The 18,773-nt window shown below is 72.7% G+C and carries 10 protein-coding genes; all 10 read left to right on the forward strand.

Going from position 1 to position 18,773, the window contains the following annotated elements:
* Positions 1 to 304: 304 nt before the first annotated feature.
* The 10 genes from FH609_RS11150 to FH609_RS11195 all read left to right on the forward strand — a co-directional run bounded on the left by FH609_RS11150 (position 305) and on the right by FH609_RS11195 (position 18,722).
* Positions 305 to 1,693: an endo-1,3-beta-xylanase gene (locus FH609_RS11150; RefSeq protein ID WP_139667332.1), complete on the forward strand. Its 1,389-nt coding sequence runs from the start codon at positions 305 to 307 to the stop codon at positions 1,691 to 1,693.
* 13 nt (positions 1,694 to 1,706) lie between these two features.
* Complete coding sequence (locus FH609_RS11155) at positions 1,707 to 2,984, forward strand: hypothetical protein (RefSeq protein WP_139667331.1); 1,278 nt, start codon at positions 1,707 to 1,709, stop codon at positions 2,982 to 2,984.
* A gap of 146 nt (positions 2,985 to 3,130) precedes the next feature.
* Positions 3,131 to 4,360, forward strand: a complete 1,230-nt coding sequence (locus FH609_RS11160) for a sialidase family protein (RefSeq protein WP_226961570.1) — start codon at positions 3,131 to 3,133, stop codon at positions 4,358 to 4,360.
* Positions 4,361 to 5,773: 1,413 nt separating this feature from the next.
* Positions 5,774 to 8,497: an MGH1-like glycoside hydrolase domain-containing protein gene (locus FH609_RS11165; RefSeq protein WP_139667329.1), complete on the forward strand. Its 2,724-nt coding sequence runs from the start codon at positions 5,774 to 5,776 to the stop codon at positions 8,495 to 8,497.
* Positions 8,498 to 8,827: 330 nt separating this feature from the next.
* A complete protein-coding gene (locus FH609_RS11170; RefSeq protein WP_139667328.1) occupies positions 8,828 to 10,114 on the forward strand; it encodes an extracellular solute-binding protein in 1,287 nt (428 codons plus the stop codon).
* A gap of 7 nt (positions 10,115 to 10,121) precedes the next feature.
* On the forward strand, positions 10,122 to 11,765 hold the full coding sequence (locus FH609_RS11175) for an ABC transporter permease subunit (protein ID WP_139667327.1): 1,644 nt from the start codon (positions 10,122 to 10,124) through the stop codon (positions 11,763 to 11,765).
* Between the two features lies 1 nt (position 11,766).
* The gene (locus FH609_RS11180; RefSeq protein ID WP_139667326.1) at positions 11,767 to 12,669 is read left to right on the forward strand and encodes a sugar ABC transporter permease; all 903 of its coding nucleotides are present in this window, start codon (positions 11,767 to 11,769) and stop codon (positions 12,667 to 12,669) included.
* Complete coding sequence (locus FH609_RS11185) at positions 12,666 to 14,489, forward strand: beta-L-arabinofuranosidase domain-containing protein (protein ID WP_193317847.1); 1,824 nt, start codon at positions 12,666 to 12,668, stop codon at positions 14,487 to 14,489. Before FH609_RS11180 ends, FH609_RS11185 begins: the two co-directional genes overlap by 4 nt.
* Positions 14,490 to 14,799: 310 nt before the next feature.
* Positions 14,800 to 16,794, forward strand: coding sequence for a heparinase II/III family protein (locus FH609_RS11190; protein WP_139667324.1), 1,995 nt, complete (start codon positions 14,800 to 14,802; stop codon positions 16,792 to 16,794).
* Positions 16,791 to 18,722, forward strand: a complete 1,932-nt coding sequence (locus tag FH609_RS11195; RefSeq protein WP_226961571.1) for a DUF2264 domain-containing protein — start codon at positions 16,791 to 16,793, stop codon at positions 18,720 to 18,722. The genes FH609_RS11190 and FH609_RS11195 overlap by 4 nt, the downstream gene beginning before the upstream one ends.
* Positions 18,723 to 18,773 lie beyond the last annotated feature (51 nt).

Consider the following 18,773-nt stretch of genomic DNA (forward strand, 5'->3'; position numbering starts at 1 on the left):
TAATCCCGAAAGTTTTACCTCTCGCTCTCCGGGACATCGCCACATCCCCGCCCCCAACCTCGCCCAGGCCGGGCACGATTCGGTCATCTCCCCAGCTCGGCCCGGGTATCGCCACCCCGGCACTCCGCCCGCGCCCCCGCGACCGCGCCGGCCTCGTGCTCCGGGAACTAACGAAACTTTTGCGAGAACTGTTGACGCGAGCTTCGTGTCCATGCCCAATGTCACACCACGGGTGCGTCCCGCCTCCCGGGGCTCACCCGCCCCCACACCAGGGGCCCTTCACCGACAGGAAGGAACCACCCCCGTGACCGAGCACCCCGCACACCGGCCAGGCCGCAAGGGCCGCCGGGGCCGTCAACGCCGGCTGCGGCGCGGCCTGTTGGCCGGCGTCCTGCTGCCGGCGCTGGCCCTGCCCACCGCGCTGGCGTTCAACGCTTCAGCCGACGAGACGGCCGGCGAGACGACCAACCAGGCGGCCGGCGAGTCGGCAGCCCGAACCGTCGAGCCGAGCGCCATCGACGACGCGCCCGGCGTGCCGCCCAACGAGCAGGTCCTGATGATCATGGGTCAGGACAGCAGCACCCTGGGCGACTATCGCAGGGACGTGATGGACAACCCGGCGCTCAACGCCCCCGAGCCCGGCGGCGTCACGCTCTACACCAACCTGGTCATCTCCCCCGACGGCGGCGGCGACGGCCCGGGCGCCGGCCTCGACGGGCCGGTGGACTACGGCGCCGGCGTGGTCGACTTCCCCTCGACCCTGGCGCAGTACCCCGAATCGGCGGTGTCCATCGGGCTCTACCTCTCCGACACCGACTTCGCCGCCTCCTGCGGCAACCAGCCGCTGCGCGCCATCATCGGCACCAACGACGACGACGTGCAGGCCGGCAACCCCAGCCTCGTCGACCGGTACCGGGCCGAACTCGACAGCATGATCGAGACGTTCAGGTCCTGGGACCGCGACGTCTACCTGCGCATCGGCTACGAGTTCGACGGCCCCTGGAACTGCTACAACACCGACTACTACAAGCAGGCGTACCAGTACATCGCCACCCGCATCGACGAGCTGAACGCCGACCGGGTCGCCACCGTCTGGCAGACCGCCGCCTGGCCGCTCAACACCAGCCCCGAGAACCCCGAGTGGAACTACATCGTCACGGACCCCACCCACTTCGACAAGTGGTACCCGGGCGACGAGTACGTGGACTGGGTCGGCCTGTCGACCTTCTACCAGCCCGGCTCCGTGCAGACCCAGTGGGGCTGCGCCACCACCGACATCGACCCGATCCAACAGCAGGAGCGGGTCCTGGACTTCGCCCGCTCGCACGAGAAGCCGGTGATGATCGCCGAGGCCGCGCCACAGGGCTACGACAACGGCGAGGCCACCTCCAGCTGCATCATGGGCCCCAACCCGGCGCCCGTTGACCCGACCGCCGTGTGGCAGGAGTGGTACGACGGCTACTTCTCGCTGATCGAGGAGAACCGCGACGTGATCCGCGCCGCCTCCTACATCAACACCGACTGGGACAGCCAGACCATGTGGCAGTGCCCGGCCGGCAGCCAGCCGGGATCGCCGCAGTGCCCCAACGGCTACTGGGGCGACAGCCGGGTCCAGGCCAACCCGCAGGTGCTGGAGAACTTCCTCAACGAGGTGCGCGCGCCGCACTTCGTCAACGGCAGCGCCGCGGAGTAGGAGGCAACCGGCCATGCGCATCCGCATCACCGCAGTGTGCGCCGCCGTCCTCGCGGTGCTCGTCCCCGCCGCCGCCTCGGCGGTCGGGACGGGCACCGACCCGGCGGCCGCCTCCACCGAATCCAGCGAGACCACCGAGACCACCGAGACCACCGAGCAGCGGGCACAACCCCAGGCCGTCGACCGCGAGTTGCTGATCGGGCAGTCCTCGCAGGCGGCCTGGGACGACTGGGCGACGGTGGGCGAGGCGCCCGCCGGCGGCTCGGTCTACTACGAGGTCAACTCGGGCACCTGGGTCAGCGAGGGACACCGCCAGTACGCCGAGTTCCTCGCCGAGCGCGGCGACACCATCCAGCTGGGCGTCAGCTGGAAGGACAACCCGCCCGGCTTCGAGGGCGGCGACGGCGACGCGCGCGCCCAGCGGTCCCGCGAGGTCACCCAGGAGCTGGCGGACGGTCAGTACCAGGACCGCTTCGACACGCTGGTGGACTTCATCACGGCCAACCCGCAGGCCACGTATCTGGTGCGGCTCGACTACGAGGTCTCCAGCTTCTTCCACTGCACCGACGACTCCTGCGCCTCCTACCGGGACGCGTACAACACCCTGGCCGCGATGTTCGATGAGCGCACGGGCGGCGCGAACGTTCAGTATGTGTACCACCCGGTGCGCGGCGAGTACGAGAAGCTCTACCCGGGCGACGCCAACGTGGACTGGATGGGCCTGTCGATCTTCGCCCACGAACTGTGTCTGCCGATCTACGACAACGGGTACCTCTACAACGGCACACCACCGGACAACTACGACGTGGAGGCCCTTCAGTGCCGCGACGTTTACATCGATGAAGACGAATTTGGCAACCCCTCTGCTGTCTGGCAGAACTGGGACCACGATGCCAATGTGCTGAGAATGACGCGGTTCGCACAGGAGCACGCCAAGCCCATGGTCCTCTCGGAGGCCGGCCTGCTGAACTTCACCGAGGACGGCGCCGACACGTCGGGTCTCGAACCCGAGTTGGCGACGGAGTGGGTGGAACGGCTCTTCGGACTGCTCAACTACCAGGGCCCGATCCCCGGTCAGGAAGGCGAGTACGACCTCTCGGAGGTGATCCGCATGGTCACCTACATCAACCTCGACTTCCGCTACGGCTGGGACGGCATCCCCGGCGAGGACTTCGAGTTCCCGCCGAACAGCACCTGGTTCGTGGACGGGCGGCTCTCCCAGTACGGGCCGGCCACCGAGGCGTTCTGCCGAGGGCTCGCCGAACAGTCCTTCAGCACCACCTGTCGTTGACGGCGCGGTGACCACCCCGGGCCACCCGGGGTGGTCACCGCTCCCCGACCCCCCACCGAGACCCCACCGACACAGGCAGGGACGACACTCACATGAGCCGAATATCGACACGATGGGCAAGACGCTCAACGCTGCTGGGCGTTGGCGTGCTGCTCACCGCGCTGCTGGGCACACCGGCGGCCACCGCCGCGCTCACCGACGACCCGAGCGCGGCGACCACGGAGGCGGCGGCCGCCGCCCCCGGCGCGGAGTCCGTTGACGCGTCCGAGCTGGCCGGCCTGGACGAGGTGGCGCCCGCCGCCACCGGCACCCCCATCTCCGAGGGCACCGGCCTCTACCCGCGCGCCATCCGGCTCGCCCACAACGGCGACGCCAACGGCCGCATCCTCGCCAGCACGGTGACCTTCGACGGCAACAGCGGCATCGGCGCCATCCACGAGTCCACCGACAACGGCGCCAGCTTCCGGCAGGTTGGCGCCGTCGCGGACCCCGACTCGTCCGGCGGCCAGGGCCTGTGCTGCGCCACGCTCTACGAACTGCCCCAGCAGGTCGGCAACCTGCGCGCCGGCACCCTGCTGTGGGCGTCGTCGGCCGGCCAGGACGAGGCCGACCGACGGATGGCGCTGCGCATCTGGGCCAGCGACGACATCGGCCGCAGCTGGAACTACCTCTCCAGCTGCGCGGTCGCCAACGGCACCGGCGGCCTGTGGGAGCCGGAGTTCTCGGTGGCGGCGGACGGCGCGCTCGTCTGCCACTACGCGGACGAGACCGATCCGGCGCACAACCAGAAACTGGCGGCGGCCCGTTCCTACGACGGCGTCAACTGGGTCGACCACAAGAACACCGTGGCCAGCACCTGGGAACCGGACCGCCCCGGGATGCCGGTGGTCAGGAAGCTGCCCAACGGCACCTACTTCATGATCTTCGAGATCTGCAACCCGGGCGGCCAGTACCAGTGCGTCGTGCACTACCGCACCTCGCCCGACGGCTGGGACTGGGGCGACCCGGCCCACCTGGGCTTCCGCCCGGAGACCGCCGACGGCAAGTACCTGCGCGCCGCGCCCACCGTCGCCTGGTCCCCGGCGCCCGACGGCAACCCCAACGGCCAGCTGGTGATCGTCGGCCAGATGGTGCTGAACGCGGACGGCTCGACCGCGCCGGAGAACGGCCAGATCGTGCTCGTCAACAACGCCAACGGCGAGGGGCCCTGGCGGGCCGCCCCGGCACCGGTCCAGGTGCCGACGGCGGTGCCCAACTACTGCCCCAACTACAGTTCCCCGCTGCTGCCTTCGAACGACGGACGGGAGCTGTTCCAGATCGCGACCGACTGGGACGGCGACGTCTGCCGCGCGTACTTCGCGACGGGTTCGCTGTGACGGACGGCCCCGCCCCGGGGGCGGGGCCGACCACCTCCTGAACGGGACCGGGCACGCCACTGCGCCGCGTGCCCGGTCCTTCCCCTGCGGGCGGCGCTGCCGCGCGGGGTGGGGGGCGGGGGCGCGTCGCGCCCTTGAGGGCGCTCGCGCGGGTGCGCGCATCGGTCGCTCTGCGGAGGCTCGCCGTTCCGTTGCCCGGGCGGCGATCGCCAGTGGAAGGCGGCGAACGGGACTCGGCAACGGGGGCTCCGACGGGGGAGTTACGCGGACCGAAGGAGTGGGGGCGCTGCCGTGCTGTGCGCGAGGGCCCTGGCTGTTCGGGGGAGTGTCCCAACCGCTGTGCCCAACGAGCGACTGTGGCAACGGTGTTGTGCCCGCCGCCGCGGAACGGCGCGTCCGGCTGCCGAGCGGTTGTCGGCACGCGACAGCCCGGAAGGGCGAACGGTCGGGACAGACGCACACCAAGTGACGCCGTTGACCCGGCAACGCCGCACCCCGGCGAGGCTCGACCGGCGCGACATGTGCTCGACCGAGTTCCCCGGGAACGGGGGCCGACGCGACTCCCCACCCCCGCCGGCCCGTCCTGGCACGAGCAAGCTCCCGGGCCCCGCAGCGCCACAGCCACCGTCAGCAACACCCCACCCCCGTCCGTCCGTTGCCGCACGCGGTCGAACGCCGGTCCCGGCGACGCGGCATGGGCCCGCCGGTTACGGTGCCTCCCCGGCGGGGGTCCGCCCGGGGGCGTTCCCGCCAGCGCCGGCGCTCCTGTCGGGAACCCACCGCCCGGACCTGCCCGTTGCCCTGCGTAGCCGAACGCCGGTCCCGGCGGCGCGGCATGGTTCCCCCGGTTTCGGCACCGCCCGGCGGTGCGCCGCCCGGGACCGCCCCGCCAGCGTCAGCGCAACGGGGCAACGCCCCGGGCCGCCCCGCTCGTTGCCGCGCACAGCGGAATGCCGGCCAGGGCCGCGCGGCATCATTCCGCCGATTTCGGTGCCTCCACGGCGGGGTGCCGCTGCGACCGTCTCGCCGGTGCCACTGCTGGCAACACCGCGCCGCACCACGCCCGTTGCCGCGCCGGGCGGCAGCACCGTTCCGCCGGTTGCCGCCCGAAGCCGACCACAGCACCCCCGGAAGACCACCCGCCCGCCCTGGCGCCGCCCGGCCGAGGGCGGCCCCCCGCCGGGGCGCCCCAGGCGCCCCGGCTCCCGCGCCCCGGGCGCGCGCCAGCCGCAGCCCCGCGTTCCGCCCCGCCCGGCAAGGGCCTTGTCGCATCGTGTTTAGTTCCGCGCGAAAAAGAGTTTGTTCCTGGGTATTTACGTCGATGTACAGCTGCGACAGCCTGCCAGTGCACGAACCGTTCGCGCCCACGCCGTGGTCGCCGAAGAACCTCCCACCGAGAAGAGGAACATCGCCGTGAACAGACGCTGGCGCGGACCCGGGTCCGTCTGCCTGGCGGCGGCCCTGGCCCTGACCGCCGGGGCGCTCGCGCCCCAGACGGCCGGGGCGAGCGCCCAGGCCACCGGGGAACTGCAACTCACCAACGCCGACCCGCTCTTCGACCACGCCGAGAAGCTGGCCGGCTTCCCCGAGCAGCAGTGGTTCGAGGACTCGATCCCGTTCGTCGACCTGCCCGAGGAGGGCGGGGCCACCATCGAGGAGATCTACTACTACCGCTGGTCCGTCACCCAGCGGATGCTCCGCTACGCGGGCCCCCAGGACGGCTGGTACGACGCCGTCTTCGTCTTCGGGCCCTGGATGGGGCCGAACGCCATGCGCGACCTGCGCTGGCTGCGCCACCCCGGGATCGTCGAGAACGACGTCGCCACCCACCAGATCACGGAGGGCCTGCGCTACACCGACCCCACCGCCGACAACGTCTACCAGTACGCGCTGGCCACCGGCCGCACCGACCTGTTGACCGAGGCGCTGCCCGACCTGGTGGACCAGTGGCACGCCAGGGACGACTACTTCGACGCGGACGTCGGCCTCTACTGGCACCAGCCGGTCTGGGATGCCACCGAGCACACCATCGCGGCGAAGAAGACCGAGTTCGTCGTGCCGAGCGACGTGCAGTTCCCCGATCCGGAGGACTTCCTGATCCCGCTGCACGAGTTCTTCGGCGGCTGGGGCTACTCCACGCCGTTGAACACCGCGCAGGCCGCCGACGCCCGGGTGATCGCCGAGGCGGCGCGGGCGGCCGGGGACCAGGAGCTGGCCGACGAGTTCGCCCAGCGGTCCGCCGATCTGAGCGAGCGGATCGTCGAGTATCTCTGGGACGACGACCGGGACTTCTTCTACCACGTGATGCGGGACAACGAGGCGCAGGGCTACCGCGCGCCCGACGGCTCCGTCTACCCGGAGGGCACCAAGCTCTCCGGCCGGGAGATCTGGGGCTACTACCCCTGGCAGTTCGAACTGGTGCCGGACGACGCCCGGTTCGCCGGGGCGTGGGACTTCCTGGAGGACCCGGAGGGCTTCGGCACGCCCTACGGGCCCAGCACGGCCGAGGTGCGCGACCCGGACACCGACACCTCGGGCGCGTACTCGCCCGACCGGGAGAACGGCAACTGCTGCCGCTGGGACGGCGCCGCCTGGCCCTACAGCCACGCTCGCACCCTGGTGGCCGCCGCCAACGCGCTCAACAACTACGAGCAGTTGACCCCCGAGGGCGCGAGCGAGCCGGCGCTCACCACCGACGACTACGTCGAGCTGATGGACCGCTACGCGCGGCTCCAGTACAAGGACGGCGAGCCCTATGTCGCCGAGGCGGCCGACTCGGTGACCGGGCAGTGGATCTACGACCAGCCCAACCGGTCCAACCACTACAACGCCTACCCCTTCAGCGACCTGGTGCTCAACGGGCTGCTCGGCGTGCGCCCGCAGGCGGACGAGACGCTGGTGCTCAACCCGCTGGTGCCGGAGGACTGGACGCACTTCGCCGCCGAGAACGTCCCCTACCACGGCCATGACCTGGCCTTCGCCTGGGACGAGGACGGCAGCCACTACGGCAGGGGCGCCGGCCTGAGCGTCTGGCTGAACGGCGAACTCGTCGCCCAGCAGCCGGAGCTGGGCGAGCTGACCATCGACGTGGGCCCGACCGTGGTGCCGGAGGCCGAGCCCTACTCGACGGCCAGTCGCTACGACGGCTCGCGGGCCAACTTCGCCGCCGACACCGCGCAGGCGTTCCCCGCCTTCGACGCCTCCTACGAGGGCTACGACAACACCCAGGACGGCGGCGAGCACCGCCAGGCGGAGGCGGTGCTCAGCGCGTTCGACGGGGCCTCGCTCTACGACGACGACCTCGACTTCGCCAAGTGGTCGACCCGGGGCTCGCCCAACCAACAGGACTGGATCTCCGTCGACTTCGGCGCCGAGCGGACCCTGGACGAGGCCCGCGTCGCCGTCTACCAGGACGCCGGGATCGCCCCGCCCGAGGGGCTGCGCCTGGAGCGCTGGGACGGCCAGGGCTGGGTCGAACTGGCCGAGGCCGCGCCCGAGGAGATCGTCGGCGACGACGCGGTCTCGCTGCGCTTCGATCCCGTGACCACCAGCCGGCTGCGGCTGGTGCTCCCCGAGGGGAGCGGGCCCGTCGGCATCTCCGAACTGGAGGCGTGGGGCCCGGCCGAGCAGTGGAACGAGCCCGTCAACTGCCCGAGCGCGGGGCCGCAGCACTACGAGGCCGAGCGCGGGATCGTCAACCTCGGCGGCCGGCAGGCGTCGGCGGCGGCCTGCGGCCACGGCGTGGTCGGCGGGCTCAACACCGAGCGCGCCTACTTCGTCGACGACTGGTCGGCCGTGCGGCCGGGCGACTTCGGCGACACCACCACCGGGCCGATGTGGCAGGGCTTCAACGGGACCAGCGACGTGACGATCTACGTGGACGTGCCCGAGGCGCGGACCTGGACCATGGACGTCCGCTACGCCAACGGCATCGCGAACAGCGCCGGCGACTACTGGCTGAGCGTCAACGGCGGGGAGCGGGCGGCGATCCAGCTGCCGGCGACCGGCGGCTGGAGCGACCGGGCCGAGAACATCGGCACGGCCACCTTCGAGGTGGAGCTGGCGGCCGGGCCCAACACCATCACCTTCACCAAGGGGGCCGGCTACGCGGAGTTCGACGCCATCGACCTGTCGTAGCGTCACGCTGAGTGTCATAGCGTCACGGTAACATAACTCACCGTGACGGAAAAACTGTACTGCGGTTCGCCCGGCGGCAGTTGTCGCCGGGTGGACCGTTTTCTTTGCGACTGCGGCGTCTTCACCGGATCGAGGTCGGTGCGGAAAAGTTCAGAAAACCCTTTCCCCCGTATTGACGGTGCCCGTCCGCGCTCCATACAACGTTGGAAACAACTCGCGCACCGCCCAGGGCCCGCACCCCGGCCCGGCGGATGTCCACTCGCGCCGAGCCCTCCGACCCGCGATCACGTCGGTGCCGGGAGACGGAGCCAGAAGACGGACCGGGAAGGCATGACCACAAGAACACGCATCAGCAGACGGAGTTGGCTCGGCATGACCGGCGCCGTCGCCCTGGGGACGGCGGGCCTCGCTGGCTGCTCGTCCTCGTCGGGCGCCGCGCCGGCCGGCCCCGCCGGCGAAGGGGCCGAGGAGCCCGACCAGTACGCGGGGGAGCGGGTCGACGGTCCCGAGCTGGTGATCTGGGCCGACAGCGCCCGGGTCCCGGCGATGGTGGAGGCGAGCGCCGCCTTCACCCGGGACTACCAGGTCAACATCCGCTACCAGCCCCTGGCGTTCAACGACATCAACGCCAACTTCCAGAAGGCCGGCCCCTCGGGCGGCGGCCCCGACCTGCTCGACGGCAACATCGACTGGATGGGCACGCTCAACCAGGCCGGCCTGCTCGCTCCGGTCGAACTGGGCGCCCGCGCCCAGGACTTCGACCAGCGGGCGATCGAGGGCTGGACCATGGACGAGACCCTGTTCGGTGTCCCGTACGCGGTCGAGTCGCTCTGCGTCTACCGCAACCCGGCGGTCATCCCCGAACCGATCGCCAACTGGGCGGAGTTCGACGCCCTGGCGCCCGAACTGGTGGCCGCCGGCGTGGAGTACCCGCTGGCCATCGACGCCGGCAACGCCTACCTGTGGCCCGGCATCCTCAGCGCGTTCGGCGGCTATGTCTTCGGCGAGCGCGACGGGCAGGTGGACGTCGAGGACGTCGGCCTCGACAGCGAGGGCGGCCTGGCCGCCGCGGCGTGGCTGGCCGGGCTGGTGGAGAGCGGCTATGTCCGCCCCGGCACCACCGACGACGTGGCGCTCAGCGTCTACGCGGAGAACAAGGTCGGCCTCCATGTCTCCGGCCCCTGGATGGCGCCGACCTATGTCGAGCAGGGCTTCGACTTCGTGATCGACCCGCTGCCGGCCGGGCCCGCAGGCCCTGGCCGCCCCTGGCTCTCGGCGCGCGGCTTCATGATCAACCGGAACTCGGAGAAGCTCGCGCTGGCCCGCACCTTCCTCACCCAGTACCTCGCGGACACCGGTCCGATGACCGCGATGGCCACCAAGCTCAGCATGGAGTCGTCCTGGCTGCCCACCCGCAGGGCGGACGACAACGAGCTGGTCGCCGCCCTCAGCGCCGCCGGCGCCGACGCCCAACCGATCCCGTCCGCACCCGAGTTGGCCAGCTACTGGGAGGCCGCCGGCGGCGGCCTGACGGCCATCCTCAACAGCCAGCAGGACTCGGCCGCCGCGATGCGCAACTCGGCCCGCCGGATGCGCAACGCCATCGAGGAGAGCTGAGGACCCCATGTCGACAACCCTGACGCCCTCCCCGACCGGCCGCCCGAAGCCGCCCAGGCCGCCCAGGTCGCCGCTGAGACCGAGGGGCTCGGCCGCCAGCCGGGCCGCCGCCCGCCGCTCGCCGATGGCGTGGACGCTCACCCTGATCGCGATGGTGATCATCGACGTCTTCACGCTCGTCGCGGTGAGCAACTTCCTGTCCGAGGGCACCTGGTACCTCGCCGGCGCGCTGTTCCTCACCGTGTTCGGCGTCAACGTGGTGGCCCTGGTGCCGGGGCTGGTGCCGATGCGCTGGCTGGCGCCCGGCATCGCGCTGCTGGTGATGCTGACCATCGCGCCGCAGGCGTACAGCTTCTACATCGCGTTCACCAACTACAGCTCCGACCACCTGCTCAACAAGGACCAGGCCGTCGAGGCCCTGGAGTCCGTCACCTACCTCCCCGAGGGCGCCGCCACCTACGACTGGCGCGCCTACGAGAACGAGGAGGGCGAGACGCTGCTGGTCGTCAAGCCGGGCGAGGACCCGGCGGCCGCGCCGCTGGTCGCCGAGCCGGGCGAGGCGCTTCGTCCCTACAGCGGCGGGGAGTTGGCCGACGACGGGTACCCGGCCGAGGTGGACGGCTTCGCCCAGCTGGACACGCCGGCCACGGCGCGCGCCCTGGACGAGCTGACCGACACCGAGTTCGGCCCGGCGGACACGCCCATCACCATCCAGTCGATGGGCCTGGCCGGCGAGTACGAGTACCGCTACCGGTACCAGGACGGGGTGCTCACCGACGTCCTCACCGACCGCGAGTACCGGCCGGTGGAGGGCACGTTCACCTCGGCGGACGGCCAGTTCGAGCTGTCGCCCTCGTTCCAGACCACCGTCGGCTGGGACAACTTCACCGAGATCTTCACCAACCCCGGCATCAGGGGCCCGCTGCTGGAGATCTTCCTGTGGACGATCTTCTACGCGGTCGCCGTGGTCGTCGGCCAGCTGGTGATCGGCATGATCATCGCGCTGGCGCTCAACAGCCGTGACATACCGAGGCGGTTGGCGAAGATCATCCGCTCGCTGCTGCTCCTGCCGTACGTGGTGCCGATGTATCTGACGGTGCTGGTCTGGGCGGCGATGCTCAACGCCAACCTGGGCATCATCACCGAGCTGGGGGAGACCGTCTTCGGCCTCGACCGGAACTGGCTGGGCGATCCGACGATGGCGCGGTTCGCGCTGCTGCTGGTGACGTTCTGGCTCGGCTTCCCGTACTTCCTGCTGATCGTCTCCGGCGCGCTCCAGGCGATACCCGAGGACCTGCTGGAGGCCGCCCAGGTGGAGGGCGCCGGCTGGTGGGCGCGGTTCCGGCTGGTGGTCTTCCCGCTGCTGATGCGGATGATCTCGCCGCTGATCATCCTGGGCATGGTCGGCAACTTCAACAACTTCGTGGTGACCTTCCTGCTCAACTCGGGCGGTCCACCGATGACCGACACGGACACCCCGGCCGGCTCCACCGACCTGCTGATCTCTTACACCTACAAACTCGCCTTCGTCTTCGGCAACGGCTCCGACTACGCCCAGGCCGCCGTGATCACCATGATGATCTTCGTGGTGCTCATCCCCGTGGTGGCCTCGCAGTTCCGCCGGTACGCCGTCTGGGCAGAGGAGAACTGACATGGCGACCGCAAGCTCCGTCCGGGGCGGCGCGCACCCGAATCCCAGAGCCAGAAGGATGCGGCGCTGGCGGCAGGCCGGCATCGCCGCGATCCTCACCGTCTCGCTGTGCTTCGTCCTCTTCCCGCTGTGGTACGTGGTGGTCGCGGCGTTCGACGACTCCAACACCCTGGGCACGCAGGGCTTCTGGCCCAGGAACGCCTCGCTGGCGAACTTCGAGGTGCTCTGGGACGACCCGACGTTCCCGTTCTTCCGCTGGCTGTGGAACACGCTGCGCGTGTCGTTCCTGGTCGCCGCGATATCGGTGCTGGTCACCACGATGTCGGCGTACGCGTTCTCCCGGTTCCGCTTCCGGGGCCGGCAGCCGCTGATGCGGGCCATCGTGCTGATCCAGCTCTTCCCCAACCTGCTGGCCCTGATCGCCATCTACCTGATGGTGCAGGAGGCCGGGCGGCTCATGCCGCTGCTGGGCCTCAACAGCAACTGGACGCTGGTCCTGATCTACCTGGGCGGCGTGCTGGGCGGCAACGTCTGGCTGGTCAAGGGCTACATCGACTCGCTGCCACGGGAGTTGGACGAGTCGGCCATGGTCGACGGCGCGTCCCACGCCCGGATCTTCTGGACCATCATCATCCCGCTCGCCCGCCCCATGCTCGCGGTGATCGCGGTGCTCTCGTTCGTCGCCACCTACGGCGAGCTGATCGTGGCCAGCGTGCTGATCACCGACTCGCCCGAGATGACCCTGCCGGTCGGCATGTGGAGCTATCTCAGCGGCGAGTACACCAACCGCTGGGGCCCGTTCGCCGCCGGCGCGATCCTCGCCGCCATACCCGCACTCGTCTTCTTCTACCTGCTCCAGGACTGGCTGGTGCGGGGACTGACCTCCGGAGCCGTCAAATCGTGACCCGCAACGCCTCGTCCACCGTCCCCACCGTTCCCACCGCCCCCGCCGACGCGCCCCGGCTGCGCCCAGCCGACCCGGCGCGGGTGCGGCTGCTGCCCGGCCCGTTCGCCGAACGCGCCGCGCACGCCGCCGGGGTCTACGGGGGGCTCTCACCCGCCGACGTGCTCAAGGGCTTCCGCCGCAACGCGGGCCAGCCGGCACCAGGCAACGACCTGGCCGGCTGGGCCAGCCGCACCACCGAGGCCACCTTCGGCCAGTGGGTCGGCGGCCTGGCCCGGCTCGCCCACACCCTCGGCGACACCGCGCTCGCGGCCCGCGCCGTGGAACTGGCCGACGGCTGGGCGGCGACCCTGCCCGCCGACGGCGACGCCCGGATGGCCACCTACGGCTGGGAGAAGGCGGCCTGCGGCCTGGTCGACGTCGCCGAGTACGCCGGCCACCAGGACGCGCTGCGCGCCCTGTCCCGGATCACCGAGGCGGCGGCCCGCACGTTCGACCGCAGCCGTTCCCCCGCCACCCGTCTCGACCGGGACGGCCGCCGCCCCCAGGGCACCCTGGAGTGGTACACGCTCGCGGAGAACCCGTACCGCGCCTACCAGTTGACCGGGGACCCGGCGTTCCGCGAGTTCGCCGAGCTGTGGCACTACGACGCCTACTGGGACGCGTTCGCCACCCGCCCCGAGCCGGGCGGGACCTGGGACGTGCCGGTCTGGCTGCACGCCTACAGCCATGTGAACACGTTCTGTTCGGCGGCCGAGGCATATGCCGCGACCGGCGACCGGGCGATGTTGGACATCGCCCGCAACGGCCTGGAGTGGGTCGCCGAGACCCAGGCGTACGCCACCGGCGGCTACGGCCCCGGCGAGTGGTCGGTGCCCGACGACGGCACGCTGGGCCGGGCGTTGGAGTGGCGCACCGACACCGCCGAGATCCCCTGCGACACCTGGGCGATCTTCAAGCTGACCCGGCGGCTGCTGCCCGCCACCGGCGACGCGGCCCACGCCGAGCTGGCCGAGCGGCTGCTGTTCAACGGGATCGGCGCCAGCCTGCCGATCCGCGCCGACGGCCGCTCCTACTACTACGCGGACTACCGGCTCGGCGGCCAGGCCACCAAGCTGCGGCACTGGGACGCCTGGCCGTGCTGCTCCGGCACCTACCTCCAGGCGGTGGCCGCCGTGCCCGACCTGGTGTTCCTCACCGCCGAGGACGGCCTGGCCGTCGCCCAGTTCGTGCCAGCCGAGATCCGGTGGCAGCACGAGGGGCAGGAGCTGACCGTCCGGCAGCGGACCCGGTTCCCCGAGACCGACACCAGCGAACTGGTGGTGGAGGCGGACGCGCCCGTCGCGTGCACGCTCCGGGTGCGGGTGCCGTCCTGGAGCCGGGGCTTCGCGCTGCGCGTCAACGGCGCGTCCGTGCCGGCCGTGCCGGGCGCCGGCGGCTGGGCGGCGGTCAGCCGTGTCTGGGCGCCGGGCGACCGGCTGGAGGTCACCCTCGGCGCCACGCTGCGCGCCGAGCCGGTGGACCGCTTCCACCCGCACCGCGCGGCGCTGCTGCACGGCCCGGTGGTGCTGGCCCAGGAGGGCGTGTTCTCCTCGCCGTTCGCGCTGCCCGACGGCGCCGACGAGGACCGGCTGGCCGCCGCGCTGCGCCGCGTCGACCCGGACGACGGCGACGGCCCGTTCGCCGCCAGGCTCCGCTACGAGCCGACCGACCGGGGCGCGGAGGAGCAGCCGGTGGGGCCGTTCCGCGCCCTGTCGGGCGTCAGGGAGCGCCGGCCGCACCGGGTGTACCACGACCTGGACGCGCCGCGCTTCATCTGAACGCGGCAAGCGAACGCGGCGGGGGGACGGCCCACTGTGGCTCCACTCTGGCGGGTCGTCCCCCCGTCCGTGGGCCTCGCCCCGTCCCCGGTGCGATCAGATGTGACCGGTCAATTTCGGGTTCGATCGCGCTCACCGGGGAAGCTGTAACCGGCGGCGGGAGCCCACCCCCTGGGTCCCCGCCCGCCGGCCCGGCCCCGACCACCCCCACCGCCCGACCACCCCCACCGCCCGACCACCCCCACCGCCGTCAAGAGCCGGCCCCCGCACCCCGAGCACACCCGAGCATCCCGCACGGAGGGAACCCAACGTGCCGCACGACCAGCTCAGCGCCCTCTACCCGCGCGAGCGCCTCGCCACCGTCCTGCCCCCACCGGGCCGTTGGCGTCCCCTGCCGCCCGCCGCCGACCGCGCCGCCTGGGACGCCGTCCCCGAGCCCGCCCGGGCCAGGACCCTCGCCCTCGCGCGCACCCACCTCGCCGAGGAACTGCCCGAGCTGCCCGCCGACGGCTTCACCGCCTACGGCAGGACCGGCGACCGGGAGCGCTACGAACGCGCCTACTTCGCCCGCCGCACCCGCCTCAACGCCGCCGTCGCCCACACCGTGCTCGCCGGCCCCGGCACCGCGACCGCCCAACTCGACGCCCTGGTCCGGCTGGTCTGCGCCGAGCCCACCTGGTGCGTCCCGGCCCACGAGCAGTCCCACGACGCCCAGGGCGACCCGGCCCCCGACCCGGCCCGCCCGACCGTCGACCTCTTCGCCGCCGACACCGCCGCCCTGCTCGCCCACACCCTGCTGCTGGTCGGCGACGAACTCCCCGAGGAGACCGCCGCGCTGGCCCGGGCCGAGGTCCGCTCGCGGGTGCTGGTGCCCTACCGCGCCCGCGACGACTGGTGGTGGCTCGGCCTGGGCGGCGAGAAGCTCAACAACTGGACCAGCTGGATCATCTCCAACATCCTGCCGGCGGCGCTGCTGCTGGAGGAGACCGCCGAGGAGCTGCTGGAGAGCGTGGCGCGCGCGGTCGGCACCCTGGAGCGCTACCTGGACTCCCTGCCCGAGGACGGCGGTTGTGACGAGGGCATCGCCTACTGGTGGCGCTCCGCCGCCTCCTACTTCGAGTGCGTCGAGGCCCTGGCCCACGCCACCGGCGACCCGGCCGCGCTGCGGCTGCCGAAGACGGCGGCGCTGGCCCGCTACCCGGTGACCGCGCATGTCGCCGGGCCCTGGTTCGTCAACTTCGCCGACGGCCGGCCCCGGATGGGCAAGGTCGAGCCGGGCCTGCTCTTCCGCTACGGCCGGCGCGTCGCCGAGCCGGAGGTCGCGGCGCTGGCGACCGCCACCCCGCCCACCGACTCGCTGGACGCGCCGGACGTCTCGCTGGCCCGGCTGCTCACCCCGCTGCTCGACGCGGAGTGGCAGGCGGCCGCCGCCGAGGGCGCGGGCCGGCCACCGCTGGTGCGCCAACGGTGGCTGCCGGACACCGAGTTGCTGGTCGCCCGCGAGCGCGAGGGCGATCCCGAGGGGCTGTTCCTCGCGGCCAAGGGCGGCCACAACGGCGAGTTCCACAACCACAACGACGTCGGGTCGTTCGTCCTGGCCAACGGCGGCGTGCCCGTCGTCATCGACCTCGGGGTCGGCACCTACAGCCGGAAGACCTTCGGCCCCGACCGCTACGACATCTGGACCATGGGCTCGGCCTGGCACAACCTCCCGCTGGTCAACGACGTCCAGCAGGCGCCGGGCGAGGAGCACGCCGCCCGCGACGTGACGGCCGTCCTCACCGACGCCGCCGTGTCGTTGGAGCTGGACCTCGCCGCCACCTGGCCGGCGAACGCCCAGGTCGCCGCGTGGCGGCGGGCGTTGACGCTGCGCAGGGCCGACGCCGAGGGGCCGGCCGAGGTCGCCGTCGAGGAGACCTGGCGGCTCGCCGCGCCGCCCAGCGCCCTGGCGCTGCACCTGGTCACCACGCACCCGGTGGCCGCCGGGCCGACCCCGGGCAGCCTGCTGCTGGGCGCCCCGGGGCACCGGGTGCTGCTGGGCTACGACCCGTCGCTGTTCTGCATGGCGGCGGAGGAACGGGCCGTGGACGACCCCAAGTTGGCGGCCGTCTGGGGCCCGACCGTGCACCGGGTCCGGCTCGTCGCCACGGCGCCCACCGCCGAGGGCACCACCCGCCTCACCTTCCGCGCGGCCGAGACCGCGCGGGCCGGCGATGCGCGGGCCGGCGACGCGCGGGCCGGCGGTGCGCCGGCCGGGGCCGCGTCCGCCGAGGCCGGCGGGGACCACCGAGGAGGACGGCCGTGACCGAGGCCGACGATGCCGAGGACCCCAACGCGCTGTCCCCGTACACCGGTTGGACCCGCCGGCACTTCGAGGACCACGCCGACCTGCTGCTGCGCGGCGCCCGCCGGCACGCCTCGCCCGGGCACGCGCTGATCCTGCCGCCGGGCCCGAACAGCTCCTACGGCCCGCGCAGCGACGGACTCGAAGGCTTCGCCCGCACCTTCCTGACCGCCGCGTTCCGGCTGGCCGGGGCGGGCGGCGCCGACCCGCTGGGCCTGGCCGACTGGTACGCGCGCGGCCTGGCCGCCGGGACCGACCCCGAACACCCCGAAGCGTGGCCCTCGTTGACCGAGGTCCCGCAGGCCAGGGTGGAGGCCGCCTCCGTCGCGCTCGCGCTGCACGAGACGCGCCCCTGGATCTGGGACCGGCTGGACGACGCGGTGCGCCAGCGCGTCGTCGCCTGGCTCTCGCAGTCGCTCGGCCTGGTCTACTACGCCACCAACTGGGTCTGGTTCCAGAACGTCACCGAGGCGTTCCTCGCCTCGGTCGGCGCCGAGTGGCGCCCGGAGGACGTCGAGCGCAACCTCGCCACCCACGAGAGCTTCTACCGCGCCGACGGCTGGTACTCCGACGGCGGGCAGGGGCACGGTGGGCCGCGCGCCTTCGACCACTACAACGGCTGGGCGCTGCACCTCTACCCGCTGTGGTGGACCACCATGGCCCCCGACCACCCGGCGGCGCTCGCCCAACGCCCCGTCTGGCGCGAGCGGTTGCGCCGCCACCTCGCCGACCTCGTGCACACCGTCGGCGCGGACGGCGCGCCGCTGCACCAGGGGCGCTCGCTCACCTACCGGTTCGCCGCCGCCGCCCCGTTCTGGGTCGGCGCGCTGCACGACGCGACGCCGCTGCCGCCCGGCCAGACCCGGCGGGCGGCCGTCGGCATCGTCAAGCACTTCGCCGACCACGGTGCGCCGGACGCGAACGGGCTGCTCACCCTCGGCTGGCACCGCGAACTGCCCGCCATCAAGCAGTACTACTCGGGCCCCGGCTCGCCCTACTGGGCCAGCAAGGGCATGGCCGGGCTGCTGCTGCCGCCCGACCACCCGGTGTGGACCGCACGCGAACGGCCGCTGCCCGTCGAGGAGGGCGACACCGCGCTGACCGTCCGGCCCACCGGCTGGCTGCTGCGCGGCACCGCGCGGGACGGCGTGATCCGGGTCTACAACCACGGCGCCGACCACGCCCCGCCCGGCGAGTCGCGCTGCGACGACGTGCTCTACTCCGCCGTCGGCTACTCCGGCGCCTCCGCGCCCGGCAGCCGCCCCGAGGCGCACCTGGCGCCGCTGGAGTCCACGCTCTGCCTGCTGGACGACGCCGAACGGCCCTCGCACCGGCGGGCGTTCCGGCCGGTCGCGGTCGGCGGGGCGAGCGCGGTCTCGGTCGGGCGGGCGCACTGGGTGGAGATGGGCGGCCGGGCGCCGCACGAGGACCCGCTGGCGGTGACCGAGGGGCCCGAGCTGTGGCTGGCCTCGGTGGTCAACGGGCCCTGGGAGGTGCGGATCGGGCGGATCGCGCCGGGCGCGGGCCCGTTCCGGCTGCGGGTCGGCGGCTGGTCGCTGGCCGGCGCGACGCCGCCGCGCGCGGCCGCCGAGGCGGGCCGCGCCGCCGTGCACGGCGAACGGCTCAGCTCGGTGCTGGTGCCGCTGCGCGGCTTCGACCGGGCCGGGGTCAGCGCGTTCGCCGGGGACAACCCGCTGGGCGAGCACTCGGCCGTGCCGTGGCTGACCACGGCCGGGCCGATCGCGCCGGGCGAGGTGGTCGCCGCGCTGGTCGGGCTGGGCGCCGGGCTGGAGGCCCCCGACCCGGGCCCGGCGCTCACCGTCGACGGGCCCGAGGTGACCGTGGCCTGGCCGGACGGCGCCCGGGAGACGGTGCGCCTGGCGCCCTGACGGTGCTGGGGCGCGGGCGTGAACGGGCGGCGCAGGGCGTGAACGGACGGA

This window comes from Streptomyces sp. 3MP-14 (assembly GCF_006334905.2).
Lineage (GTDB): Bacteria > Actinomycetota > Actinomycetes > Streptomycetales > Streptomycetaceae > Streptomyces > Streptomyces triticirhizae.

Excerpts from the sequence above, each read along its gene's own strand:
- FH609_RS11155 (WP_139667331.1), top strand. The coding sequence starts at position 1,707 with ATGCGCATCCGCATCACCGCAGTGTGCGCCGCCGTCCTCGCGGTGCTC.
- FH609_RS11170 (WP_139667328.1), top strand. The coding sequence starts at position 8,828 with ATGACCACAAGAACACGCATCAGCAGACGGAGTTGGCTCGGCATGACC.
- FH609_RS11175 (WP_139667327.1), top strand. The coding sequence starts at position 10,122 with ATGTCGACAACCCTGACGCCCTCCCCGACCGGCCGCCCGAAGCCGCCC.
- FH609_RS11180 (WP_139667326.1), top strand. The coding sequence starts at position 11,767 with ATGGCGACCGCAAGCTCCGTCCGGGGCGGCGCGCACCCGAATCCCAGA.